A 25,256-nucleotide genomic window follows, 5' to 3' on the forward strand; every position below is an offset into this window, starting at 1 on the left:
GAGAGCTATCCCTCCCTCCCTTCAGGTAACCGGTGTGAACATTGGAAGGTCACAAAGCAGTTCCGGTGCCCTGCCCCCGCCTGGGGCATCGGTTATCCCCCCGTCCGCCGCCGCACTCGGACATGGGGGCTTGAAGAGAATCGGTCGATCATGCGAATTAGACTCATGTCTCGCAGGTCGTCCGATTCTCCCCTTTTTCCCGATATCATCGAAGCGCCCGATTTCAGTTTTGAACTCTCGGCAAAGGGCGACGGTTTCTGGCCGGTCGCCGGCGCCGATGAGGCCGGCCGCGGCCCGCTCGCAGGGCCGGTCGTGGCAGCCGCAGTCATCCTGAATCCGGACGCCATTCCCGAAGGCCTCGATGACAGCAAGAAGCTCAGCGCGCAGGCGCGCGAGAAGCTGTTCGAGGAAATCCTCGCGACATCGCACGTTTCGATCGCCTCAGCCTCCGCCGGCACGATCGATGCCACGGATATCCGCAAGGCAAGCCTGGAGGCGATGCGGCGTGCTGTGGCGGGCCTTCCCTCCGCCGCGCGCTTCGTGCTCGTTGACGGCCGCGACGTGCCGCCTGGGCTCTCTTGCCACGCCAAGGCTGTCGTGAAGGGCGACGCGCGGTCGCTATCGATCGCGGCCGCTTCGATCGTCGCCAAGGTTACGCGCGACCGCATGATGGCCCGCGCCGATCTGGCCCACCCAGGCTATGGCTTCGCGCTCCATGCCGGCTATGCGACCGTGACCCACCGTCGCGCCATAGAGACCCATGGCCCCTGCGCCCTGCACCGCATGAGCTTCCGTCCGCTGCGGCAGGACTGAAAGCCGCACAGCGGATCTCGGAAGTGCGCTGGCGCCCTACTTGCAATATTTGCAAGATGCCAGCACGCGCCCTGTAAGACCACGCGCGCCGACGAGAATGCACTTTCAAGCAGATGTTTTTGCGGGAGCTCGCTGGTGCCGCGCAAGATGCGCTCGCCGCGAACCGGGGACTTGTGCCCAAAAGGCCTCCGCGACCGTTCACCGCATCGCCGGCAAGCCAGAGCCTGCAGCCGCTCTCCGGCGCATGGCTCAAACAGAAAGCCCCGCACGGGGCGGGGCTCTCTTCAATCGGGAATGTACCAAGACTTAGTTCAGGCGTGCCTTGACGTCGCCGAGTGCCTTCTTGAACAGGTCGTTCTGTGCACCGGCGTCGGCCTTGGCGGCAACGACCTTCTCGGCAGCGGCGATTGCCAGATCGACGGCAGCGGAGCGAACGGCGTTGATCGCGTCGCTTTCGGCCTGCTTGATCTTCTGCTCCGAGAGAGCCGTGCGACGGGCAACGTATTCCTCGGTCTTCTGCTTGGCTTCCGCCGTCAGCATTTCGGCTTCGCGCTGAGCGGCAGCGACGATACCGGCAGCTTCCGCCTCGGCATCCTTACGCTTGCGCTGGTATTCGGCGACAAGGCTCTGTGCTTCTTCGCGCAGACGCTTCGCCTCGGTCAGCTCGTTGCCGATCTTTTCGGCGCGGGCGTCGAGCGCCTTGCCGATCATGCCCGGAACCTTGAGATAGGCGATCAGGGCGAGGAACAGGATCAGGCCAACGAAGGCATAGAAAGTTGCATCAAGATGCATAGCTCAGTGCTCCTCAGTTGCCAGCCGATGCCTTGACGGCAGCGGTGATCTCGGCCTTGGTGACGGTTCCACCGATCAACTGCTTGACGACAGCGGTCGCGGTTTCCTCAGCGATGGCACCGACGTCAGCCAGGGCCTTTGCCTTGATGTCGGCGATGCGGTCTTCTGCAGCCGAGATCTTCTTGGCAAGATCGGCTTCAACGGCCGTGCGGTCTGCCGTGGCCTTGGCCTTTGCGGATTCGCGGGCGTCGTCAGCGATCTTGTGACCCTTGGACTTGGCCGCTACCAGGTCCTGCTCGTAGGATGCGATAGCCGCGTCAGCTTCGCCCTTGAGGCGGGACGCTTCATCGAGATCCTGAGCGATCCGATCGTGACGGGTTTCGAGAATTCCGCCGATGCGCGGGATGATAACCTTCGACATCAGAAGATAGAAGAGGCCGAACGTGATCGCGAGCCAGAGCAGCTGCGATGCGAAATGGGTCGAATCGAAGGGCGGGAACACGCCGGAGCCAGCCTCGCCTTCGTGGGCCACACCCGTTTCGGTGTGCACCTCACCGGCCGCAGCGGCATCGTGTGCTTCGGCGCCTTCAGTGGTGGTTGACTGCTGGGCATAGGCCGCGGTCACAAACATGCTCACCTCCAGGTGCACTCAAGAATATGCGCGGCCGCGGCCGTTTGACGGGCCGCGGCCGAAACTCCAGCCGGTATTAGACGGCGAAGAGGAGGAGCAGGGCTACGAGCAGCGAGAAGATGCCCAGAGCTTCCGTAACGGCGAAGCCGAATACGAGGCGGCCGAACTGACCGTCAGCAGCCGACGGGTTACGCAGCGCGCCGGACAGGTAGCTGCCGAAGATGTTGCCGAGGCCGAGAGCCGTGCCGGCCATGCCGAGGCAAGCGAGACCTGCGCCGATGTACTTTGCTGCTTCCGCTTCCATGTTTGAACTCCTTCGAATGGTGTTGCGGCTTAGGATTGCGCTTCCGGCGGCGGGCCGGCCGGAAGCAAGCGACTGTTATTCCTTAGTGGCTTCCGGGATGGACAGCGTCGTTGAGGTACATGCAGGTCAGTACCGCGAAGACATAGGCCTGGAGGAAGCAGACGAGGAATTCAAGACCGGTAATGGCGACGGTCATGATGAGCGGCAGGACGGCACCACCGATGCCGAGCGCGCCAAGGGCGCTCAGCGAAGTGACGAAGCCTGCGAAGACCTTCAGCGTGATATGGCCGGCCAGCATGTTTGCGAAGAGACGGACCGAGAGGCTGATGGGGCGGGAAAGGAACGAGATGATTTCGATCGCGACGACGAGCGGCAAGAGCACGCCGGGAACGCCATGCGGCACGAAGAGCTTCAGGAAGCCGAGACCGTGCTTGTAGAAACCATAGAGAATGACGGTGCCGATAACGAAGACGGCGAGCGCGAAGGTGACGATGATCTGGCTGGTGACCGTGAAGAAGTAGGGCATCATGCCGAGCAGGTTCGCCGTCAGGATGAACATGAACAGCGAGAACACCATCGGGAAGAACTTCATGCCGCCGCTGCCGGCGCCTTCGCGCAGCATCGAGGCGATGAATTCGTAGGACATTTCGGAGACCGACTGCATGCGGGTCGGGATCAGACCGCGCTGCGACGTCGTCAGATAAAGGAAGCCTGCGGCAGCACCCACGGTCGCGACCATGAACAGCGACGCATTGGTGAAGGAAAAGTCAATTCCGCCAATCTCGATCGGGACAATCTTGTTGACCAGGAACTGGTGGGTCGGATCGTTTGACACCGCGCTTCTCTTTCGTTCTGCCCGCCCGAGAGCGGAAACCGTTTTCTTCGGGACAACGCCTCAGTGGGCGTCTCCGTCCTTCTTGTCATTCCCAGAGCCATCTCTTCCGGCTTCCGATGTCGCCACCATACCGGCCGAGCGCAGCACATTCAGCACGCCGGCGCAGAAGCCAAGAAGCAGGAAGACGATCATGCCCCACGGCCCTGTACCCGCAAAGTGGTCCAAAAGATAGCCCAGAAACGCCCCGACAACGATGCCGGCGATGAATTCGCTCGAGAGCTTCATCGCCGCCGCATAGCCCTTGCGGCTGTCGGCGGCACGGGCCTCTGCTGCATCAGACGCATGAGGCTTCTTGGCCTCAATCTTCTCGCCGAGCTGCTTCAGCCGCGCTTCCAGACTTTCTTCAGGTTTCTCCGCCACGTGGCAACTCCCTTGCCGTCCTAATCGGGTCTCAGACCGCGATTTCGGTCATACAATAGGCCATCGTTCAAGCCACGTTTCGGCCCCATTTGAAGTCGCGCGCAACATAGTTTTAGGCACCCGCATAGTCAAGGCATGCGAGCTGCTTGGGCGTGGACAATATTATTAAGACAATTCAAATGGTTAGAGGCACAAAGCATGATCCGCGACAAGGTTGTCGCAGGATTCCTGCGCCCTGCCGGCCGGAATCTCCGCTCTCCGGCCAGGCAGAAAAAGACGGCGGAATCGCGTCCGACACCGCTCAGCTCCAGCCGCCACCATAGGTCCGGTAGAAGACGTGCATGCCGATCTTGCCGACCCGCTTCATCGTCTTTGCCCACGGCGGATTGACGTAGGTCGCATGATAATGAGTAGCAGACCCCACTTCCGGCAACCAGATTTTGCCGGCCGTGACCGCCATTGCGACTTCCTTGGCCATCTTCCAGTGCGAGCGGGAATAGATCAGGTCGCGGATCATGTCGCAGGCGAAGGAAAACTGGCAACGATTGCGCCAGGTCTTGTTCTGATAGACGACGCCGCAGATGGTCTTCGGATAGGTCGGATTGCGAACACGGTTGAGAATCACCTGAGCGACGGCTGCCTGGCCCTTGAGCGACTCGCTGCGCGCTTCGAAATAGATGCCTTCGGCAAGGCAGGTCTGCTCTTCCTTGCTGAAGACCGTCGGCGGCAACACGGTTGCTGCCCAGGCATGATCGTCGGGTGAGATTTCGGGAATGAAGCGACCCGCGTTCTTGTCTTCGCGCAGGATCGAGTCGAAGGGCGATTCACGCGCATAGTCCGGCTCGGGCCGGACATAGGCAGTCGCAAGAATGTCGGGCTTGTCGTTGGTCACGAGCTTGGCCAGCATGGGTGAGACGCCGGGATCCGCCTTTGGTGGCTTCTTTCTGTAGAAGGCCGTGGCTATCTCGATCTCCTTGCCCTTGATGCGTGACTTGGCGAAGACCATTTTCTCGCCCTCCTCGAAGCGCGGCTCCGTCAGGGAACTCGTGCGCTGCAGGATGGAGCCAGCGGTGAAATCCTTCGGCGGCGTCACCGGCGTGACCGCGACGATGCGTCCCTTCTTGTCGCGACGATTGATCCGTTCCTCGTCGGGCGTGCCGGAGTGTTTGGTCTCGGAAGTGAGTGCGACGCGGCTGCCATCGGGCATGTTGATGCCGGCGCCGCCATCGAGCGCACCCGTCGTGATCGGGTCGGCAAAGACCATCTCGACTTCGTGGATCGAGCCCGCCGGCGATGGCGTCATGTACATGCGCCAGCGTTCGCCGCCGCGATTGATGCCGGACAGGAAGGTCGCGAGATCCGCATAGGCGGCGACGGAGGGGAAGCCGAGATAGAGCGCGAGGCCGATGATTGCAGGCGCCATCCACGTGGACACGTTCAGGCGAGACTTTTGACGCAGGTTCCGACTCTTACGCACCAACCGACTCCACGCAAACGCTTGACTGACGGCACGGCTCCGCCCGCGCCGGCCAGAAGCCAGCGTCGGAGATTCCGCGCAGGAAGCTAAGACAATGAGGCGGCCGGACACCCCGCCGGAGCCGCTTCGTTCGTGCCTTGAAAATGAAGCATTAACCTTGATGTTTGGTTAATGCTGCCGCGCCGAAGGACATGGCCGCAGAAAGCGAGCGGAGCCGCCCCGGCCGGGAACGGCTCCGCTTCATCTCTCTGCATAGGCGAAGCCCCCCTGCCCCTGCCCACCCGGGAGGGGCAAAAGGATCAGATGATGACGTGAGAACCGAGTTCGACGACGCGGTTGGTGGGCAGGCGGAAATAATCGGACGGGTCGATCGCCGCGTTGGCAAGTGCGATGAACAGCCGGTCCTGCCAATGCGGCATGCCGGATTCGGCATCGGGCACGAGCTTGCGGCGACCGAGATAGAAGGAGGTCGACATGATGTCGAACTTCAGCCCCGACTTGCGGAAAAGGCCGAGCGCCTGTGAGACGTTCTGCGTTTCCATGAAGCCGAAGCGCATCTCGAGCAGCGTGAAGCGATCCGAAAGCGGTTGCATGCTCACCCGCTCGGATTTCGGAACTTTCGGCGTGTTGGCGGTTCGGATCGTCAGAATAAAGTTCTGATTGTGCAGCACGTGATTGTGCTTGATGTTGTGGAGCAGCGCGGCCGGGGTCGATTCCGGATCGCTCGTCAGGAATACGGCCGTACCGGGGACGGCCACCGGCGCATGCTCGCTCTTGCGCTCGATCGATTTGATGAAGCTCGCCAATGGAATGTCGATGTGGCGCGTCTTGGCGTGCAGGATTTCGGTTCCTCGCCGCCAGGTCCACATGATGATGATGAAGGTGGCGGCGATCAGCACCGGCACGTAGCCGCCGTCGTGGATCTTCAGCATGTTGGCGCCGAGGAAGATAAACTCCAGCGCGAACAGGGGCAGCAGCACGGCAGCCGCCCAGACTGGCGACCAGTTCCAGCGCGTGCGCAGGAACTCGAAGGAAAGCACCGTCGTCACCACCATCGCGCCTGTGACCGAGATGCCGTAGGCGGTGGCAAGCGATTCCGACGAACCGAAGACGAAGACGAGCGCCATGACGCCGAACATGAGCAGCGTGTTGACGTTCGGCAGATAGATCTGGCCGGTGTGCGTTTCCGACGTGTGGAAGATCGCCATGCGCGGCAGGAAGCCGAGGTGGATCGCCTGACGCGTCAGCGAAAAGGCCCCGGTTATCACCGCCTGGCTGGCGATGATGGTGGCGGCGGTCGCCAGAATCACCGCCGGCAGCAGCGCCCATTTCGGGAACATCAGGAAGAACGGGTCAGACATGCCTTCGGGGTTCTTGAGTACGAAGGCGCCCTGTCCAAGATAGTTGAGCGTCAGCGCGGGAAAGACGATGACAAACCACGCCCACTGGATCGGGCGGCGACCGAAATGTCCGAGGTCGGCGTAAAGCGCCTCGGCTCCCGTCACCGTCAGGAAGACGGCGCCGAGCACGATGATACCGACATAGCCCTCGCTCAGCATGAAGCTCACGGCATAGTAGGGATTGAACGCCTTGAAGATCGACATGTCATCGGCGATGTGGACCAATCCGACAGCACCCATGACCAGGAACCAGACGAGGGTGATCGGCCCGAAGAAGTTGGAGACCGCCGCGGTCCCCTTGGATTGCACGGCGAAGAGCAGCAGCAGGATGACCACCGCAATCGGAACCACGTAATCCGATAGCGCCGGCGTCACCAGCTTCAGACCTTCGACAGCCGAAAGAACCGACAGGGCCGGCGTGATCATCGCATCGCCGATGAAGAGCGCTGCACCGGCAATCCCCATGAAGAAGAGGATCGACGCGTGGCCGTTGGCGGACTTCATCAGAAGGGCGAGCAGCGACAGCGTGCCGCCCTCGCCCTGGTTGTCGGCGCGCAGCAGGAACAGCACGTATTTGATCGTGACGATGATCGTCAGCGTCCAGATCATCAGCGAGATCAGGCCGATGATCTCCACGTCGGTCACGCCGTCGTGGGAAACCGGGCGCAGCGCTTCGCGAAAGGCATAGAGCGGGCTGGTGCCGATATCGCCATAGACGACACCGATCGAGCCAAGCCCGAGGATCAGCAAGCGGCGCAGATCCTTCGGCTCGTGGGAGGGGGCATGCGGTTGGGTCATGCAAACCTACTGGCCATCAAAGCCAGCCTTTCCAGCGGAAAAAGAAGAAGGGGATCACAGCCGATATTACCATTGCCGCAAGCGCCCAGGGATAGCCGAGCTGCCACTCCAGTTCGGGCATGACACGGAAGTTCATGCCGTAGACCGAGGCGACCAGGGTCGGCGGCAGGAGGACGACCGATGCGATCGAGAAAATCTTGATGATGGCGTTCTGCTCGACGTTGATCAGGCCCAGCGACGCGTCGAGCAGGAAGGTGATATTGCCGGAAATGAAACTTGCGTGTTCAGAAAGCGACTGGATATCGCGTGAGATCGAACGGCAGAGTTCGCGCGTGTCCTTGTCTTCCTGAACGACCGGAACGGTGTAGACGAAGGTCAGCAAGCGCGAGAGCGAGGCAAGGCTGTCGCGAGTCTTGGCGACAAGACGATGATGGCCGGCGACATCACGCAAGCGCGCTTCGAGATAATGCGGCGGCCGGCGCTTGCCTGCCGCCTTGTCGCTGAAGACGTCGATCGACAGATCGTCGATCTTCGTGACCGCTTGCTCGAGAATCTCCGCGGTCCGGTCGGCAATCGTTTCCAGAAGCCGGGTCAAGACGACCGCACCGTCGCGGCAGCCGCCCGGGAAGCGGTGCATCGATGTCTTGAAGAGGGTGAAGGACCGGGGCTCGGCGTAGCGGATGGTCACAAGCCGGCCACCGGACAGGATAAAGCCGACATCCGTCAGGCCAGGCACTTCCGTATCCGAACGGAACACCAGCGACGCCGTCATGAACACGGCATTGTCCTCGACATAGAGGCGGCTCGAAGGTTCGATATCCTTCAGGTCGTCGCGCGTCGGAATGGAAATGCCGAGAAGCTTCTCCATCATCAGGTCTTCTGCCTTGCTGGGCTCGAACAGATCCAGCCAGATGATATCGGGACGCAATTTCTCGGGTGGTTCGGCCGACGTCAGAACGACGGCAGTCCCATCGGCGCAATAGCCGGTGATCATGCGACCGTCCTCGTCGTGCGAATCTGACAGCGCCGCCGGTCTGCCAACATGCTCAAACGTGGCCGTAGCACAGTGAGCGGCCGCATAATTTCATCCTTAAATCCATTCCGGTTTGAGGATTCATGCAGTGTGCCGAACCGCGAAGGCGAAAGGTCGTGCGCCACAAAATACCCACAATAGAGATCCATCGGATGGAGCGTTCCGCCAGTCAGGACAAAGTCTTCAACTCAGTCATCGCGCGAGGCCAAAATCTCCGGCGAGAGGGCGTCAAGTTGGGCACCTTCGCAAGTGCGGCAAGGCATATGGCGCAACGCAAACGCAAAATCAATGCCCCCTTGCAATCCGACACGCGGGCGTGTGCCGCCATATCGGCTCCACCCTACCGCATGTTTGCTTAAATCAAAATCGAATCAAGGGCAAAACGATTCGGCGCCCGGCGCGACGTCATGGCTGACATGCAAAGTCGCAGGAGCACCTTGAATTGCGGCCTGCGCCAGGCCCGAGAGTACCGCGGCGCGGAAAGGCCAACCGACCTCCGCGTAATCGGTCACTCGAAGACGATGGTCGGCGCTGCGCGGCTCTTGTCCTGCTGCGTGGCGGATATCTGGTCCCAGACCTTGGTCGCGATACCGCGGTAGATGCGAGCGACCTCGCCGGCCGGGTCGGACGCGACGAGCGGCGTCCCGGCATCCGATGTTTCGCGAATTCCCATGGTCAGGGGTACTTCGCCGAGGAACGGGACGCCGATGCGCTCGGCTTCCTTGCGGGCACCGCCATGACCGAAGATATCGTAGCGTTTGCCGGTATCGGGCGCGATGAAATAGCTCATGTTCTCGACGATGCCGAGAACCGGAACTTCCACCTTGCGGAACATGGTAAGGCCCTTGCGGGCATCGACCAGCGCCAAATCCTGCGGCGTCGAGACGATGACGGCGCCGGCGAGCGGCACCTGCTGCGCCATGGTGAGCTGGGCATCGCCTGTACCGGGCGGCATGTCGACGACCAGCACATCGAGATCGCCCCAGGCGACTTCGCGCAGCATCTGCAGCAGGGCCGACTGGATCATCGGCCCGCGCCAGATCATCGCCACTTCCTCGTCGACGAGGAAGCCCATCGACATGACCTTGAGGCCATAGTTCTCCATCGGACGGATGAGGCGTCCTTCGATCTGTTGCGGCCTTCCGGAAATCTTCAGGAGGCGCGGCATCGAGGGACCATAGATGTCGGCGTCGAGCAGGCCGACCTTCAGGCCGTTCGCCTTCAGCGCCAGCGCCAGGTTGACCGAGGTCGTCGACTTGCCGACGCCACCCTTGCCGGAGGCAACCGCGATAATGGCGCCGACACCCGGAATGCCGGCCTTGGCCGGCGGGCCACCGGCGGGACGTGGCGCATGGGAATGGCCGGCATGAGGCGCTGCCGAGGGCTGCGGACGCTGCACCGGCGCACCGGCGGGCGCCGCCTTGCGGTCGGCGGTCAACGCCACCATTGCCGCCGTGATCCCCGGGATGTCGCGCACGACGCGCTCGGCTGCGGCCCGCATCGGCTCCAATTCCTTGGCGCGGTCGGCCGGCACGGTGATCGAGAAATAGGCCTTGCCATCGGAGATGAAGACATCAGACACGAGTCCGAGATCGACGATGTTGCCTTCCATGTCCGGGCCACGCACCGTGCGCAGCTTCTCAAGGACCACTTCTTTCGTGACTTCCGGCATCGCGCCCTCTCATTCTTTTGTTATCCCTTAGATAGTCGAGGCCGGGCGCTTCGCCAATGCGACATATCGGAAAAAGAAAGGGCCACCACCCACCCCGGTGTCCGTACATCCGGGATCACCTTGAGGTGGGCAGTGGCCCTTTCGATCGCGACCTTCTTGGGCGCTGTCTTCTTTTTAGTCCCCTCTGGACACGCCAATAGTAAAGCAGGATGCGTGCCAGATTCATATCAGACGAAAACAGCAATAAATTTCAAATAGATGAGCGAATTTCTGACGAAAGACGTGGCTGAGGCATCTGCTCAGAATCTGAGCAACCGTCTGCAGATCGTCCAAGGATGAAGCAGGTCGGCCGGCGATCGCAGAAATATTACGGCGCATCGCGCTCTTTCCGATCGCTCCTTGCGCTTCAAGCTTTTGATATTTTTCGCGCCGTTATCGCAAGTCGCTGAGCGGTTCTGCGCGACAGGCTGCGAAATTCCGGCGGCTACGATGGTCGGTCCCCTTCGTGAACGCACGACGGGGCGCCCGAGAGGGCAGCGGCCTTCGGCACCAGGAGGGTTAGCTGATGTAGCCCTTTTTCATCGCCTTCACGACCGCCTGCGTGCGGTTCACGGCGTCGAGCTTCTTCGTCACATGATTGAGATAATGATTCACCGTGTGTTCGGAGAGCCCGAGGATTCCGGCGATCTCAGCGCTGGTCTTTCCGGCGGCAGTCCAGCTCAGGCACTGGATCTCGCGCTCCGACAGCGTCGCGCCGCTGCTCTTCCACACGGAGCCGATCTCGGCAAGGCGATTGTAGACATGGATCGCAATCATCTGCAGTTCCATGGTCACCGTCATCGGCAATTCGACCAGCGGCCCCATCAGGATGACCGCGCCGCGGCCGCCCTCGGCGTCATGAACCGGGAAATAGCTTGCCTGGAAGATGCCGTTCTCGCGCAGCATCGTGATGTATTCGGACGCGGTTTCCGGTTTTCCGCCCTCGCCTTCCCAGGCTTCGAGCGTCACCTGGAATGGCGTCGTCGTCTCGCGCAGGCGGCGAACGCCGGTGCTGAAGCGCAGCATCGACAGGCTGTCATATTTGTTCAGCAGTTCCGCCGGCATGTTGGAGATGACGGTGCTCGCAGCCAGACGCTCCACGTCGATCGAGGGGATCGAGCAGATCAGAAAGGTCTTGAAGCCGAAGACCTGCGTAATCCGCCGCATATAGCGGATGATATCGAACTGGGTCTCAAGCGTTGCGATCTCGGACGCGAAATCGCCGCCCCGGGGCAGATCTGCGTCAGTCATCCCGGCCGTCATCGTATCCTGCATTCGCGCGTTCCATGGCATTCATCAATTATCAAATAGACCGAGCGGCCTGCCAATGCCAACAGATGATCGAGAATCCCTGCCTCCGCGGCCCAAAAGTCTGTGTATTTCCTTCGCGAAGGGCAGACGGGCCGTCCGCTTCAGGCGCGGCCGGCACCGATCGTCAATTGATGAGACCGGCGCGCACGGCCTTCGCGACCGTTTGGACGCGGTTGACCGAGTCCAGCTTGCGCGTCGCGCGGTTGAGGTAATGGTTGACCGTATATTCGGACAGCGCCAGGATTTTCGCCATCTCACTGGTGGTCTTGCCGGCAGCCGCCCATCGCAGGCACTCCACCTCGCGGCGCGAAAGGCTCCCCGCCCCGCGCCGACCGCGCTCACGAACCTCCATGTACTTGCTGTAGAGCACGCCCGCCCACAGATTGAGCTCCTGCAACTCGTCGTTGGAAACGACGGGGCGATCACCGCCGAAGGCGATCGCCGCGCGATGCCCGTTCGCGTCATGGACCGGCAGATAGAGGCCGCGCGGCATGTTCGCCTGCTCGAAAACGCAAATGGCCGCATCCCCCTTGCCGTCGGAGCGGCGACGCGCCAGTTGATGCGCGTCATAGGTGAAGGGAATGGTGCTGCGGCGCAGCCGCTGGATCACCGGACTGCCATTGATCAGGCCGGCGCTGTCATAGCCCTGCAGAAACGCAGTCGGATAATTGGTCATAAGTGCGTTGGCCGACAGGCTGCTGGAGCCCGTATCGGGGACGGCAAGCACCAGAAAGCCGCGGAAACCATAGGCATCCGCGACCTGGGCGATCACTCGCCGAAAGTCTTCTTCACAACAGATCGGCCCCCTGATGCTCCGCCCATCAGGAAGCGTCAACGACGACAAATTCGCGCTGAAATCGATCATCTTCCGCCCTTCTCCACATCCGGCGCCAAAAGGGGGCCGGCCGCTGACGCCGCTTGAAGATCACGTCAAAAATTCTACAAATACCAAAACCAAACCAGACTAAGACCATCCACGAACCTGAGTCTGATATATTAAAAGTTATCGAGCTTGACGCGCCGCGTCCAGTCGATGTTTCTAATTTACCGTAAAGTGAATTCAAGGTCCACCACGCCCGGGTCCGAGCCGGATTGCCGCCTCCTCGGCGATCGCCCGAGCCGCCTCGCGCACAGGGGTTGCCCAGGCCACCAGTTGCTCCATGCTGACCCGGTAGGCCGGCCCCGTCACCGAAATTCCGGCGGCAAGCTCGCTCCCGGGAATAGCGATGGGTGCAGCCACGCAACGTATCTCCGCCTCATGTTCCTCGCGATCGAAGGCGTGGCCGTCGCGCCGGATTTCCTCGACTTCCGCGAGCAGCGTCGCAGCCGAACGATGCGTATGCGAGGTGAACGGGTGAAACTCGGTCCTCGCCAGCACATGCTCCAGTTCCGGCTGCCCCAGCAAGGACAACGCCGCCTTGCCGATGCCGGTACAATAGGCCGGTGAGGCCTTGCCGATCTGCGAGCTCATGCGCACCGTCTGCCGGCTCTCGACCTTGTCGACATAGACGATCTCCGTTTCGCGCAGGATGCCGAGATGCACGGTCTCGCCGGTCAATTCGTGCAGACGCTGCAGATGCGGTTCGGCGACGTCGCGAAAGCGGTTGGCAGACCAGGAACGATAGGCAAGCGTCAGCAGCCGAAGGCCGGGCTCGTAGGACAGATCGCGGCGCTGAACCAGCAGCCCTTCTTCGACGAGGTGGCTAAGCAGCCGATGCAATGTGCCGCGCGGCTGGCCGGAGCGGGCAAGAATATCGGTAAAGCGCTGCGGGCCATCTGCAGTAACCACGGCTTCCAGCACCGCGATCGCCTTGCCGAGCGTGCCCGTGCCGGCCTCCCCGCGCGCCTCAGGCGCTGCCATCATCTCGTTTGTCATCGTCATTCGCTTGTCTTCAAGTGGCTGTCGCCGTCGCGCGCCTGATCTTGACAAGATAGACGCTTCGATCCGATAATTCCACATACTAAAATCAAGTTCCGAATAATGGAACCATCTGAAACCTTAAACGGCCTTCACGGGGGAGTGCGGGACATGCCGGCGCCCAAGGTACAGTTTCACGACTTGCGTGACCGCTGCGTGCTGGTAACCGGCGGCGGCTCGGGTATCGGCGCCGCCCTGGTCGAGGGCTTCGTGCGCCAGGGCGCGCGGGTCGCCTTCGTCGATATCGACGAGCGGGCAGGCGCCGATCTCTGCGAACGGCTCGACGATCAAACCGGCTACAAGCCGCATTTCATTCCCGGAGACCTGCGCGATATCGAAGCGGTGCGTCACACGGCGGAAGCCGCGATAGAATCGCTCGGCGCAATCCATGTGCTCGTCAACAATGCGGCGCGCGATGATCGCCAGGCATTGGAAGCCGTGACCGAAGAGAGCTGGGACGAAAGCCAGGCGGTCAATCTCCGGCACCTCTTCTTCATGAGCCAGGCGGTCGCGCCGCACATGCGGCAAGCCGGCGGTGGCTCGATCGTCAATTTCTCGTCGATCGCCTTTCTGCTCAACATGGGCGAAATTCCAGGCTATGCGACGGCGAAGGCCGGCATCGTCGGCCTGACCAAATCGCTCGCCGGCAGGCTCGGGCCGGACAATATCCGCGTCAACGCAATCCTGCCCGGCATGATCGTCACCGAACGGCAGAAGCGGCTGTGGCTCAGCGACATGGCAATCGCCAAGATGCAGGAAAGGCAGTGCCTGAAACGCAGCCTGACCGCCGACGATCTCGTCGGGCCCTGCCTTTACCTCGCGTCGGACTGCTCCTCGGGCATGACCGCACAAACAATGATCATCGATGGAGGCGCACTTTGATGACGGCAGCCTATTATGCCGCAGTCGACTGGGGAACCACGAGTTTCCGGCTGTGGATCATCGGCGAGGATGGCTCGGTGCTTGCCGAACGCCGCAGCGGGGAAGGCATGACGACCGCCAGCAAAAGCGGCTTCCATGCGGTTCTGGAAAAGCACCTGGCGGCCGTCGAGGCGCCCGGCCATCTGCCCGCGATCATCTGCGGCATGGCCGGCGCCAAGCAGGGCTGGGTCGAGGCCGGCTATCTCGATACCCCGGCGGCCCTGACCGACATCGCCGCCCGTGCGGTGGCAGTACCGGATCTCGATCGGGACATCCGCATCCTGCCGGGTCTCGCGCAACGCGACAGGCGGCACCCGGACGTCATGCGCGGCGAGGAAACGCAATTGCTCGGCGCCGCCAGCGAGCTCGGCCGCGGCCGGCACCTCGTCTGCATGCCGGGAACGCACAGCAAATGGGTTCGCCTCGAAGACGGCGCAGTCAGCGGCTTCTCCACCTTCATGACCGGCGAATTGTTCGACGTGATCTCGAAACATTCGATCCTCAGCCACTCGATTGCGGACGCGCATGCCTTTTCCGGCGATCATCCCGCTTTTGCGGCGGCCGTCGCGGAGGCCAGCACCAATCCGGCGCTTGCGACCAGCCTGATCTTCGGCGCGCGTGCCGGGCAATTGCTGCACGGCGCCAGTGCGACCGACGCCAAGGCGTTGCTGTCGGGCACCTTGATCGGCCTCGAGATCGCCGGCGCACTGGCCTCAGCCGAGACGATCGACGGCATCTGCCTCGTCGCCTCCGGTTCACTTGGTACACTTTATCAAGCCGCGCTCGAAAGCCTCGGCCGCCCGCTCAGGGTCGTCGATGCCGACACGGCGGTCCGCGCCGGCCTCTCGACCGCCGCCCAGGCGATCTGGCCCCTCTGAACGAAAGACAAGCTCATGAACCGCATTCCCTTTCCGCCGATGAAATATCCGCTGATCGCGATCTTGCGTGGCCTTAAGCCCGAAGAGACCGAAGGCGTCGTCGGCGCGCTGATCGAAACCGGCTTCACCGCCATCGAGATCCCGCTGAATTCCCCCGATCCGTTCCGCTCGATCGGGACTGCCGTGAAAATGGCGCCGGAGAATTGCCTGATCGGCGCCGGCACGGTGCTGACGACGGCGCAGGTGGAGCAGCTTGCCGATGTCGGCGGGCGGCTGATGGTGAGCCCGAACGTCGAGCCGGCGGTCATTTCCCTTGCGGCACAAAAGGGCATGGTGACCATGCCCGGCGTGCTCACCCCGACCGAAGCGCTTTCGGCCGCGGCAGCCGGCGCGACCGGCCTCAAGTTCTTCCCGGCGAGTGTGCTCGGGCCATCGGGCATCACCGCGATCCGCGCGATCCTGCCGCCCGACCTCGAGATTGCCGCCGTCGGTGGCGTTTCAGACGCGAATTTCGGCGACTACGCCAAGGCCGGCATCCGCAGCTTCGGCCTCGGCTCCAGCCTTTACAAGCCGGGCATGAGCGCCGCCGAAGTCGGCGAACGCGCCGTCGCAACGATCAAGGCCTATGACGCCGTCTACGGAGCACGCTGATGAGCGATACCATTCCTTTTTCCGGCAGCATCCTTTGCGAGGCGACCTCGATCCTCGGCGAAGGCCCGACCTTTGACCCGGCCACCGGTACCGCCTGGTGGTTCAACATCAAGGGCCAGGAACTGCACGAACTGCATCTCGAAACCGGCCGCAAGGCCGTGCACAACCTGCCATTCCTCGGAAGCGTGCTCGCCGTCATCGATCCGTCGCGGCAACTGGTCGCGACCGACCAGGGCCTCTTCGTCAGGGACGCGCAGACCAGCGCCTTCAGCTTGCTCACCACGCTTGAGGACAAGCCCGGCAATCGCTCGAACGACGGCCGCGTCCATGCTTCCGGTTCGCTGTGGATCGGCACCATGGGACGCAGCGCCGAGAAGGGCGCCGGTGCGATCTATCACGTGGCCGGTACGACGGTGACGAAGCTCTACGACAGGATCACCATTCCGAACAGCATCTGCTTTTCGCCAGACGGAACCGTCGCCTATTTCGTCGACACCGACATAAACCACCTGATGCGCGTCGATATCGACGCCGGGACCGGACTGCCGAAAGGTGAGCCCAGCCTGCTTGTCGACAGCAGTGGCGAAGCCGGTGGCATTGACGGCTCCATATGCGATGCCGATGGCCTGATTTGGAACGCCCGCTGGGGCAGCGGCACGGTCGACGTCTACCGGCCCGACGGTATGCGGACCGCGCGTTATGCGGTGCCGACGACGCAGCCGAGCTGCACGGCCTTCATCGGCCCGAAGGCCGACCGCATGCTGGTGACATCCGCCTGGCAGGATATGGACGACGCCACGCGCGCCGTCGACCCCCATGCCGGCAAGACCTTCGATCTCGGCATCAGCGTCAAGGGCCGGTTTGAACCATCCTTCCGACTCTGAACGGAACCTCTTGGCGAAGCGCCAATAAAAAGTCATACAATTCAGCCACGCGTTTCATCGCATGGTGAGGAGGAGCTCGCATGAGCGACAAGAAGAAAGAACTGCGCAGCCGCCACTGGTACGGCGGCACCCACAAGGACGGCTTCATCCATCGTTCCTGGATGAAGAACCAGGGATTTCCGGACCATGTTTTCGACGGTCGCCCGATCATCGGCATCTGCAATACCTGGTCGGAACTGACGCCCTGCAACAGCCACCTGCGCATTCTGGCAGAGGGTGTAAAACGCGGCGTCTGGGAGGCCGGCGGTTTTCCGGTCGAGTTCCCGGTGTCCTCGCTCGGCGAGACGCAGATGCGGCCGACCGCGATGCTCTTCCGCAACCTGCTCGCCATGGACGTCGAAGAAGCGATCCGCGCCTACGGCATCGACGGCGTGGTGCTGCTCGGCGGCTGCGACAAGACCACGCCCGGCCAGTTGATGGGGGCTGCCTCGGTCGACCTACCGACGATCGTCGTCTCCTCCGGCCCAATGCTGAACGGCAAGTGGAAGGGCAAGGACATCGGCTCCGGTACGGATGTCTGGAAATTCTCCGAGGCCGTGCGCGCCGGTGAGATGAGCATGCAGGAATTCATGGCGGCCGAGAGCGGCATGTCGCGCTCGCCGGGCGTCTGCATGACCATGGGCACCGCCACCACCATGGCCTCGGTCGTCGAGGCGATGGGCCTGTCGCTGCCGACCAATGCGGCGCTGCCCGCCGTCGACGCCCGCCGCATGGCGCTGTCGCACATGACCGGCAAGCGCATCGTCGAGATGGTGCACGAGGACCTGCGCCTGTCGAAGGTGCTGACCAGGAAGAACTTCGAGAACGGCATCATTGCCAACGCCGCTGTCGGCGGATCGACCAATGCCGTCGTTCACATGCTGGCGATTGCCGGCCGCGCCGGCGTCGACCTCTGTCTCGAAGACTTCGACCGTGTCGGAAGCCAGGTGCCGTGCATCGTCAATTGCATGCCGTCGGGCAAATATCTGATCGAGGACCTCGCCTATGCGGGTGGCCTGCCGGCAGTGATGAACCGCATCCAGCATCTGCTGCATGCCGATGCGCCGACGGTCTTCGGCGTGCCGATCAGCAAGTATTGGGAAGATGCCGAAGTCTACAACGACGACGTTATCCGCCCGCTCGACAATCCGCTCAGGGCTGCCGCCGGCATTCGCGTGCTCAAGGGTAACCTCGCGCCGAACGGTGCCGTCATCAAGCCGTCGGCTGCGAGCGAGCATCTGCTCGTACACGAGGGCCCGGCCTATGTCTTCGAGACCATTGAGGACCTGAAGGCAAAGATCGACGATCCGGATCTGCCGGTGACCGAGGACACCATCCTCGTGCTCAAGGGCTGCGGACCGAAAGGCTACCCGGGCATGGCCGAAGTCGGCAACATGCCGATCCCGCGGCGACTGGTGGAAAAAGGCGTGCGCGACATGGTGCGCGTTTCGGACGCCCGCATGTCCGGTACCGCCTTCGGCACCGTCGTCCTGCACGTCAGCCCGGAATCAAACGCCGGCGGCCCGCTCGCCATCGTCAAGACCGGCGACCGCATCCGTCTCGACGCGATGAAGGGCGAGCTCAACCTGATGATCAGCGACGAGGAGTTTGCGACGCGCATGGCCGCCTGGCAGGCCCCGCCGCAGAAATGGACGCGCGGCTATTACAAGCTTTACCAGGACACGGTGCTGCAGGCCGACAAGGGTGCGGATCTCGACTTCCTCGTCGGCGGCAGCGGCAGCGAGGTCCTGCGGGAAAGCCACTGACCGCAAGGCATCCAAAGGACCATTGACCAGATACCCCGCCAGACCAGCGGGGTATTTTTATCCGGCAACGGGACGGGAGTTGATGGGGCGTCCTGCTGACGGTGCCGTCACCGGCGAACGAAGACGCGACCAGGTCTGAAAGCCGTAAACCGCAAGACCAAGGGCAATGAAGAATTCCTTGTATTCCGTCGGGTCCCAGAGTCGGACGAGCTGCGAAGCCCGCAGGACAAACAGTTCCTGAAGGGAAACGACCAGAACGGCGCCAGCCGTCAGCACAATGAACTCGCGCCAGTGGCCCGCCTTCAATGCCATATCGGCGATCACCAGCAACATGATGACGGTCATCATCACCATCATCTGCGTCGGAAGCATGCTCCAGTTGTCGCTGTTGAAAGCGGCCATTGGCGCGCTTGCCACCAGCACGAGGACGCTCGGCGCGAAGGCGTCGAGCCGGCCGAGGCTCACACTCTTCCGAAGATAGAGCCAGACGAAGGGCGCGAGCGTCAGCAGGATAAAACTGCCGGTGTAGTAGAGCAACTCCGAGAAACCGGTTGAAATGTTGTGCAGGTTCAATTCTTGCTGCCTGTTGACGGCCAACAGCGCTTTCGGCGTGGAGATGCCGAAGATGCGCTGCATCCAGGATATCTCCTCCATCCCAATCACGAAGAAGCCGGCACTCAGAAACGCCGCAGCGCCTGCGGCGACGAAGGCAAGGCGCCCTGCCCCGGTCCAGGCGGCACGAACCTGGCCCGCGGCAACTGCCGCAAGGAACCCGCACGCGATGAAGATCAGCATGGCGGACGACCACTCGACCGGGCCGTCTTCGCGCGCCAGGAGACTGAAAGCATGTGGGTCCACGGCGAAAATCAATGCCGTGACCGTCGCAAGCGTCCACACCGCCACGCAGATCCATAGCTCACGACGCGAGGCCAGCCGCAGCACCGGCTCTCCAAGCCCTGAGACGTCTCGGGTGAACCCCTGAACCGCGGCGAGCGACAGGCTGAGCGCGACCCAGGCATGCCAGAGGTTATAAGGCTGGACCTGGGGAACCCGCTCGGAAAAATAGCGGGCGCCAAAAAGGTTGCGCTCGATCGAAACGAGAGCGGCCATGACCAGGACAGACAGCAGGGAGACCGAAAGAAAGCGGCGCGGCAGTAACATGGTGATTGTCGCCCAGGGGATACAGCACGAAAGCAGCGGCGCTCCCTATCCTGTCTTCACCGAAGTATCCGCAAGAACAATCAAGAATCAATGAACGAATAGAAGATCATTCTAAACTTCTAAAATACATATATACCGAGTATAGGATCGCCCTCCCCTGCAAGATATCCGATATTCTCCCATCAAATTCCAAGGGATATGGAAGATTGAACCCAAGTTCGGCCTTACCCATTGGGACTTGGACTGTTTTTCCGGAACCGTTTGGGCGCTTAAGCGTTGACGTCGTATCACCGGTGCGGTGGAACTGGCGGCAGCGGCCAGGCCCGTGCCTTGATCGGAAACGTCAAGGAAAGGCAGTTTGACATGACTAAGAAACTCGTAACAACCGTCGCGGCTGGCGCGCTCTTCGCGGGTCTTGCTGTCGCTCCGGTAGCTTACACCCAGGATACGACACAGCCTCAGTCCGACCAGACGCAGACCATGAAGCCCAAACAGCCGGCCCCGGCTACGGAAGCTCCGGCCAACGAGGCTCAGACGACGACGCCTCCGGCAGCAGGTGAGAAACCTGCCGATGTCGCGAAGTCCGATGCTACCTACCTGACGGAGCAGGCGAGCGACCAGATCGCAGCCAGCACCTATATCGGTCAGAGCGTTTACAATGCCGGTGACGAAAGCATCGGCGAGATCAACGACCTGATCATCAAGAAGGATGGTGGCGTTGAGGCAGCCATCATCGGTGTCGGCGGCTTCCTGGGTCTCGGTGAAAAGGACGTAGCGGTTCCTTTCGATCGCATTTCGATTGCGGAACAGCCGAATACGGACGCCCTGAAGCTGACGACAACGGAAACCGCAGATACGTTGAAGGCGGCCCCGGAGTTCAAGACCAAGGCGCAGAAGATCGCCGAGCAGAACGCCAACCAGCCGGTTGACACCTCGACGACCTCTTCGACAGGCACGACACCGGCGCGGCCGAAGCAGTAAAGAGTATCAGGTTGTTCGATGCGCCCAGAGGGCGGCGGTACGCACCGCCGCTCTTTCTGCGTTCACACGAAGCACCCCATAGCGAAGGGCGTCATAGATGCTCGCGTGAATGTTGCGACTGGAAACGGCGTCGCCGATCCGGACCATGTCGAAGCCGGCTCTGGGACTTCGCCCTTGGGAAAAGAACGATGCGCCGGCTCGCGTACCGGCGATGCCGAAACACCGGCAGCCGGTCACCCTTGTTCCAGCCGGTGCGGCTTCCAAGATGGGTGAGCTGGATCATCACGGCGCAATCATGTTTCATGACAGTCGGCGGCGACTTTCTTCAGCCACGGCACGATCTCATCCGAATACGCAGGGAGATTGCCGAAAGCCGGCGGGGAACCCTCCGAGACGATCGCCGAGCCCGCGATCATCGTCAGCGCCATGCCGCCCCTTGGCCTTTTCCAGGTTGATATAGCCGATAGCGATCCTTTGGCATGCCATCTTCGGAATGGGCGGGTTCATGAGCCATCGACATGATCCGCTTCTTGAGCGTCAGATGCTTGAGGCGATAGGGCTGCAGCAGTTCGACGATGTCATTTCCTGTTCCTTGAAAGGCGTCCGAGCATACCGGTTTCATCAATACCAAGCATCGGCCATACTCTCCTTACGGCGCGTGACATAATCGATCAGCGCCTCGTCGAGCGCCACATCCAGCGGCGGCGCTTGGTACTCGGCGAGCGTCTTCTTCCAGGCGCGGTTCGCCCGCGTCGCCATGTCCGTCTCGCCTTGCTCGACCCATTTCTCGAACGGTTCGTTGTCGGAGAGCGCCGAATCCCAGAAGGCGGTCTGGTAGTTGCGCATGGTGTGGTCGCAGCCGAGGAAATGGCTGCCGGGACCGACCTGCAGGAAGGCGTCCATCGCCAGCGTGTTATCGTCGACGACCACGCCTGCGAGATAGGAATGCAGCGCGCCGCAGAAGTCCGTGTCCATGACGAACTTCTCGTAGGACATGGCGAGCAAGCCATCGACGAAGCCAGCCGAATGCAGGATGAAGTTCGCGCCGCAATGCACCGCCGACAGCATCGACATCGCGCCTTCCTGCATCGCCTGCGCGTCAGGTAGCTTGGAATTAGAGAAGTTGCCGGCGCAGCGCAGCGGCAGGCCGAGCCGGCGTGCGAGCTGACCAACGACCATGCTGCCGATCGCCGGCTCCGGCGTGCCGAAAGTCGGCGAACCCGAGCGCAGCGACATCGACGACAGGAAATTGCCGAAGATGACCGGCGCGCCCTTGCGTTCGAGTTGGGTCAGCGCACAGCCGGCGAGCGTCTCGGCATAGGACTGGGCGATGGCGCCGGCATTGGTCACCGGTCCCATGGCGCCGCCGAGAATGAACGGCACGATGACGGCAGCCTGGTTCGCCCGCGCATAGGCCCGCAGCGACTTCGTCATCGTCCCGTCCCAGACCAGCGGCGAGTTGACGTTGACGTTGCCGAGGATGACGCAGTTCCAGTCGACGAAATCACGGCCGAAGAGAATGCGCGCCATTTCGATCGAATCCTCGGCCCGCTCTTCCGCGGTGATCGAACCCATGAAGGCGCGGTCGGAATATTTGATATGGCTGTAGACCATGTCGAGGTGGCGCTTGTTGACGGGCACATCGACCGGCTCGCAGATCGTGCCGCCGGAATGGTGCAGCCAGGGGCTCGACTGCGCCAGCTTGATCAGGTTGCGGAAGTCCTCGATCGTGCCGTAGCGCCGGCCCTTGTCGAGATCCATGACGAAAGGCGACCCATAGGCCGGCGAGAAGACGACGTTGTTGCCGCCGATTTCGACGTTGCGGGCCGGATTGCGGGCGTGCTGGGTGAACTGCCTCGGTGCGGAGGCGACGATCTCCTTGAGCATGCCCGGCTCGAAGGTGACCCGTACGCCATCGACCGTCGCACCAGCCCGCTTCCAATGGACGAGTGCTTCCGGGTCGTCGCGGAACTCGATGCCGACCTCGGCGAGGATGCGATCGGCGATCGCCTCGATCCTGACGAGGCTCTCTTCACCGAGGATATCGTAGGTCGGAATATTCCGGACGATATAGGGAACGCCGAGACTCTGGCCTGCGCCTTCGCGTCGTTGCGGCCTTGAGCCCCGCGTCCGTCTCGGTGCCGCCTCGCCTGCTGCCGGTGCCGTATCCATTTTGCATCCTCCCATCACTCAGGATGATGCTATTGGCGAAAAATTCCGTTGTAACGCTGGAAAAAATCGATCCATGCGATAAGCATGATTTATGGAAAACCTCCGCCGCCTGCTTCCCTCCGCCGCCAGCCTCATCGTTTTCGAGGCGGCCGGCCGTCATCAGAACTTCACCCGTGCCGCAAACGAACTCGGCATGACCCAGGCTGCGGTATCGTATGCCATTCGTGGCCTCGAGGAACAGTTGGGCGTGCCGCTCTTCCATCGCGTGCATCGGGCCGTAGAACTGACCGAAGCCGGCGAGAAGTTTCACGCCGACGTGTCCGTCGGCCTGTCGCGCATCCAGAAGTCGGCCGAGGACATCCGCGCCAAGGGCCGCGAAACCAACGTGACGCTTGCGGCGTCGACCGCCTTTGCCTCGATGTGGATGCTGCCGCGCCTCAACCGCCTGCGCGAGGACCTGCCGGAGATCGACCTCCGGATCCAGACCAGTGTGCGCGATCTCGATCTCGAGGAAGAGCCGATCCCGCTCGGCATCCGCGGCGGCGACCCCGGCCACTGGCCGCGCTACCATGTCGCCCAGCTCGCCGAGGAGGTGGTCAACGCCGTCGCAACGCCCGCCTATATCGAAGAGCACGGGCTGCCGAAGACCGCAGCCGACCTGCAGCGGCACAACCTCATTCATCTCGAGGAGCCGGTACGGCGCGCCTGCGACTGGACCGAATGGTTCGCGAGCGCCGGCCTCACCTATCCCAAGCAAGCCCGCCGCCTGACAATCAACGACTATGTCCTGGTCATTCAGGCCGTGCTCGCCGGCGAAGGCGTGGCGCTCGGCTGGGAACATCTGATCAACCCGCAAATCCGGTCCGGCGCGCTGATGCCGGTCGCGGGACACGTGCTCAAGACCGGCCTCGCCTTCTATGTCGTCTGGCCGCGGTCGCGCGAACTCAACGCCCAGGCGAAACGGGTCCGCGACTGGTTATTGGAGGAAGGACGGAGGGACCGCGTGGCGTTATCGGGAGGCGGTGAATGAATAGACCGGTTCAGGCCTGGGCCGAGACGTCGCGATAGCGATCGGAAAGGTACCGCATCGTCGCCACAGCATCGGCCGGTTTTCCGTAGAAGTAGCCCTGCCCGAGACCGCAACCGAGCGCCTTCAGCTTCAGTGCCTCGGAAAAGTCCTCGATACCTTCGGCGACGACCTCCAACTCCAGGCCCTCACACATCGCGACGATCGCCTTGATGATGTGTTCCGAGGCACGGTCGGCGGAAATACGCGAGACAAAGGCGCGATCGATCTTGACCTTGTCGAAGGAAAAATCGCGCAAGCGACCCAGGCTCGATTGCCCGGTGCCGAAGTCGTCGAGCGAGACGCGCACGCCGGCGGCCCGCAGTTCCGCAACGATCTTCTGGGCGATGTCGGCATCGGCCATGACCGCCGTCTCGGTGATCTCCAATTCCAGTCGCCGCGGGTCGAGGCCGATCTGATGGATGATCGAAAGCAATCGGTGACTGGTCGCCGGATCCATGAGTTGCGCCGAAGAGAGATTGAAGGAGAGGAAGAGCTCCTTCGGCCAGGAGAGGGCCGCATGCGCCGCCTTGCGCAACAGCACTTCCGCCAGAGATTCGATAAAGCCGCGCTCCTCGGCCAACGGCACGAACACCGCCGGCGAAACATAGCCGAGGTCGGCATCACACCAGCGCGCCAGCGCTTCGAACCCGACGACCGCGTCGTTGCGCAGATCGACGATCGGCTGGAAATGCACGTCGACTTCATTCGCGATGATGGCATTGCGCAGCGCCTGCTCGAGCTGCGTCGCGCGTTTCATCTCCTGGGCGATTTCCTGCGAATAGACGGTGATCTGGCCGCGGCCGCGACGCTTCGAACGATAGAGCGCAGTATCGGCGCTCTTCAACAGATCCTCGAACACTTCCCCGGCAAAGGGATAGACCGCAAAGCCGAAGGACGCGGAGAGACGCACATGGCGGTCGCCGAGATCGAAGGGCGCCGACAGTACCTCCTTCAACATCTGCCCGACCTTCTCCGCCCCCTTGCGCTCGAAGACGAGCGGCAGAACGAAGGCGAATTCATCGCTTTCCGAACGGGTGATCGTCGCCCCCTCGGGCGCGCAGGCTTTCAGCCGATAGGCCACCTGGCAGAGGATCTCGTCACCGGCCGCCGGTCCGAACAGATCATTGATCGGCTTGAAGCCATCGATGTTGGCAAGACCAATGGTGAAGGGCGCGGGATCGCTGGCGCGCTCCCTGGCGAGATCAAGTACGGTCTGGCGCAGGCACCGGGCATTACCGAGCCCCGTCAATAGATCGACATTGCCCGTCGCAGCGGGCATCTCGATACCGAT

At 62.1% G+C, this 25,256-nt stretch carries 23 protein-coding genes and 1 pseudogene; 8 read left to right on the forward strand and 16 right to left on the reverse strand.

Annotated features, from left to right (window positions below):
• The first annotated feature begins 165 nt into the window (after positions 1-165).
• Positions 166-813 carry a ribonuclease HII gene (locus ACQ5BM_RS14165; protein WP_429812152.1) on the forward strand — a complete coding sequence of 216 codons (648 nt, stop codon included), beginning with the start codon at positions 166-168 and terminating at the stop codon, positions 811-813.
• 306 nt (positions 814-1,119) lie between these two features.
• Here ACQ5BM_RS14165 and ACQ5BM_RS14170 read toward each other — a convergent pair whose 3' ends face one another.
• The 12 genes from ACQ5BM_RS14170 to ACQ5BM_RS14225 all read right to left on the reverse strand — a co-directional run bounded on the left by ACQ5BM_RS14170 (position 1,120) and on the right by ACQ5BM_RS14225 (position 13,401).
• Entirely contained in the window at positions 1,120-1,605 is a 486-nt protein-coding gene (locus ACQ5BM_RS14170) for a F0F1 ATP synthase subunit B (RefSeq protein WP_429812154.1), read from the reverse strand.
• A gap of 13 nt (positions 1,606-1,618) precedes the next feature.
• Positions 1,619-2,236 (reverse strand): F0F1 ATP synthase subunit B, encoded by a 618-nt coding sequence (locus tag ACQ5BM_RS14175; protein WP_429812157.1) that lies wholly within the window; start codon positions 2,234-2,236, stop codon positions 1,619-1,621.
• A 76-nt stretch (positions 2,237-2,312) separates the two neighbouring features.
• Positions 2,313-2,540 (reverse strand): F0F1 ATP synthase subunit C, encoded by a 228-nt coding sequence (locus ACQ5BM_RS14180; protein ID WP_025426100.1) that lies wholly within the window; start codon positions 2,538-2,540, stop codon positions 2,313-2,315.
• A gap of 82 nt (positions 2,541-2,622) precedes the next feature.
• A complete protein-coding gene (locus ACQ5BM_RS14185) occupies positions 2,623-3,375 on the reverse strand; it encodes a F0F1 ATP synthase subunit A (protein WP_429812160.1) in 753 nt (250 codons plus the stop codon).
• A 60-nt stretch (positions 3,376-3,435) separates the two neighbouring features.
• Entirely contained in the window at positions 3,436-3,795 is a 360-nt protein-coding gene (locus ACQ5BM_RS14190; protein WP_429812163.1) for an AtpZ/AtpI family protein, read from the reverse strand.
• A 301-nt stretch (positions 3,796-4,096) separates the two neighbouring features.
• Positions 4,097-5,218 carry a cell wall hydrolase gene (locus tag ACQ5BM_RS14195; protein ID WP_429812166.1) on the reverse strand — a complete coding sequence of 374 codons (1,122 nt, stop codon included), beginning with the start codon at positions 5,216-5,218 and terminating at the stop codon, positions 4,097-4,099.
• Between the two features lie 353 nt (positions 5,219-5,571).
• Complete coding sequence (locus ACQ5BM_RS14200) at positions 5,572-7,470, reverse strand: potassium transporter Kup (protein ID WP_429812168.1); 1,899 nt, start codon at positions 7,468-7,470, stop codon at positions 5,572-5,574.
• A gap of 16 nt (positions 7,471-7,486) precedes the next feature.
• Positions 7,487-8,464, reverse strand: coding sequence for a magnesium transporter CorA family protein (locus ACQ5BM_RS14205; RefSeq protein ID WP_429812170.1), 978 nt, complete (start codon positions 8,462-8,464; stop codon positions 7,487-7,489).
• A gap of 547 nt (positions 8,465-9,011) precedes the next feature.
• Entirely contained in the window at positions 9,012-10,175 is a 1,164-nt protein-coding gene (locus tag ACQ5BM_RS14210; RefSeq protein ID WP_429812173.1) for an Mrp/NBP35 family ATP-binding protein, read from the reverse strand.
• A gap of 558 nt (positions 10,176-10,733) precedes the next feature.
• Complete coding sequence (locus tag ACQ5BM_RS14215) at positions 10,734-11,507, reverse strand: LuxR family transcriptional regulator (protein ID WP_429812175.1); 774 nt, start codon at positions 11,505-11,507, stop codon at positions 10,734-10,736.
• Positions 11,508-11,649: 142 nt separating this feature from the next.
• On the reverse strand, positions 11,650-12,390 hold the full coding sequence (locus ACQ5BM_RS14220) for a LuxR family transcriptional regulator (RefSeq protein WP_429812177.1): 741 nt from the start codon (positions 12,388-12,390) through the stop codon (positions 11,650-11,652).
• Between the two features lie 195 nt (positions 12,391-12,585).
• The gene (locus ACQ5BM_RS14225) at positions 12,586-13,401 is read right to left on the reverse strand and encodes an IclR family transcriptional regulator (RefSeq protein ID WP_429812876.1); all 816 of its coding nucleotides are present in this window, start codon (positions 13,399-13,401) and stop codon (positions 12,586-12,588) included.
• A 153-nt stretch (positions 13,402-13,554) separates the two neighbouring features.
• Between ACQ5BM_RS14225 and ACQ5BM_RS14230 the strand changes: the two genes are divergently transcribed.
• The 5 genes from ACQ5BM_RS14230 (at position 13,555) to ACQ5BM_RS14250 (ending at position 18,582) form a co-directional block, all read left to right on the forward strand.
• Positions 13,555-14,325: an SDR family NAD(P)-dependent oxidoreductase gene (locus ACQ5BM_RS14230; RefSeq protein WP_429812179.1), complete on the forward strand. Its 771-nt coding sequence runs from the start codon at positions 13,555-13,557 to the stop codon at positions 14,323-14,325.
• On the forward strand, positions 14,325-15,242 hold the full coding sequence (locus ACQ5BM_RS14235) for a 2-dehydro-3-deoxygalactonokinase (protein ID WP_429812182.1): 918 nt from the start codon (positions 14,325-14,327) through the stop codon (positions 15,240-15,242). Before ACQ5BM_RS14230 ends, ACQ5BM_RS14235 begins: the two co-directional genes overlap by 1 nt.
• Before the next feature lie 15 nt (positions 15,243-15,257).
• The gene (locus ACQ5BM_RS14240; RefSeq protein ID WP_429812184.1) at positions 15,258-15,893 is read left to right on the forward strand and encodes a 2-dehydro-3-deoxy-6-phosphogalactonate aldolase; all 636 of its coding nucleotides are present in this window, start codon (positions 15,258-15,260) and stop codon (positions 15,891-15,893) included.
• The gene (locus tag ACQ5BM_RS14245; protein ID WP_429812185.1) at positions 15,893-16,777 is read left to right on the forward strand and encodes an SMP-30/gluconolactonase/LRE family protein; all 885 of its coding nucleotides are present in this window, start codon (positions 15,893-15,895) and stop codon (positions 16,775-16,777) included. Before ACQ5BM_RS14240 ends, ACQ5BM_RS14245 begins: the two co-directional genes overlap by 1 nt.
• A gap of 80 nt (positions 16,778-16,857) precedes the next feature.
• Positions 16,858-18,582 (forward strand): IlvD/Edd family dehydratase, encoded by a 1,725-nt coding sequence (locus ACQ5BM_RS14250; RefSeq protein WP_429812188.1) that lies wholly within the window; start codon positions 16,858-16,860, stop codon positions 18,580-18,582.
• Between the two features lie 57 nt (positions 18,583-18,639).
• Here ACQ5BM_RS14250 and ACQ5BM_RS14255 read toward each other — a convergent pair whose 3' ends face one another.
• The gene (locus ACQ5BM_RS14255; RefSeq protein ID WP_429812191.1) at positions 18,640-19,743 is read right to left on the reverse strand and encodes a hypothetical protein; all 1,104 of its coding nucleotides are present in this window, start codon (positions 19,741-19,743) and stop codon (positions 18,640-18,642) included.
• A 363-nt stretch (positions 19,744-20,106) separates the two neighbouring features.
• On the opposite strand from ACQ5BM_RS14255, the gene ACQ5BM_RS14260 reads away from it, so the two are divergent.
• Entirely contained in the window at positions 20,107-20,724 is a 618-nt protein-coding gene (locus tag ACQ5BM_RS14260) for a PRC-barrel domain-containing protein (protein WP_429812194.1), read from the forward strand.
• A 173-nt stretch (positions 20,725-20,897) separates the two neighbouring features.
• Here the strand turns inward: ACQ5BM_RS14260 and ACQ5BM_RS14265 are convergent.
• Positions 20,898-21,346, reverse strand: a pseudogene (locus ACQ5BM_RS14265) (N-methylproline demethylase); the annotation flags it as partial.
• Positions 21,346-22,896 carry a trimethylamine methyltransferase family protein gene (locus ACQ5BM_RS14270; protein ID WP_429812196.1) on the reverse strand — a complete coding sequence of 517 codons (1,551 nt, stop codon included), beginning with the start codon at positions 22,894-22,896 and terminating at the stop codon, positions 21,346-21,348. The pseudogene ACQ5BM_RS14265 and the gene ACQ5BM_RS14270, both read right to left, overlap by 1 nt.
• A 91-nt stretch (positions 22,897-22,987) precedes the next feature.
• Between ACQ5BM_RS14270 and ACQ5BM_RS14275 the strand changes: the two genes are divergently transcribed.
• Positions 22,988-23,926 carry a LysR substrate-binding domain-containing protein gene (locus ACQ5BM_RS14275; RefSeq protein WP_429812199.1) on the forward strand — a complete coding sequence of 313 codons (939 nt, stop codon included), beginning with the start codon at positions 22,988-22,990 and terminating at the stop codon, positions 23,924-23,926.
• 10 nt (positions 23,927-23,936) lie between these two features.
• Here the strand turns inward: ACQ5BM_RS14275 and ACQ5BM_RS14280 are convergent, their stop codons facing one another.
• Positions 23,937-25,244, reverse strand: a complete 1,308-nt coding sequence (locus ACQ5BM_RS14280) for a putative bifunctional diguanylate cyclase/phosphodiesterase (RefSeq protein ID WP_429812878.1) — start codon at positions 25,242-25,244, stop codon at positions 23,937-23,939.
• Positions 25,245-25,256: the final 12 nt, after the last annotated feature.

It is taken from the genome of Ensifer sp. B1-9, assembly GCF_050474445.1.
In the GTDB taxonomy this organism is placed as follows: domain Bacteria; phylum Pseudomonadota; class Alphaproteobacteria; order Rhizobiales; family Rhizobiaceae; genus Ensifer.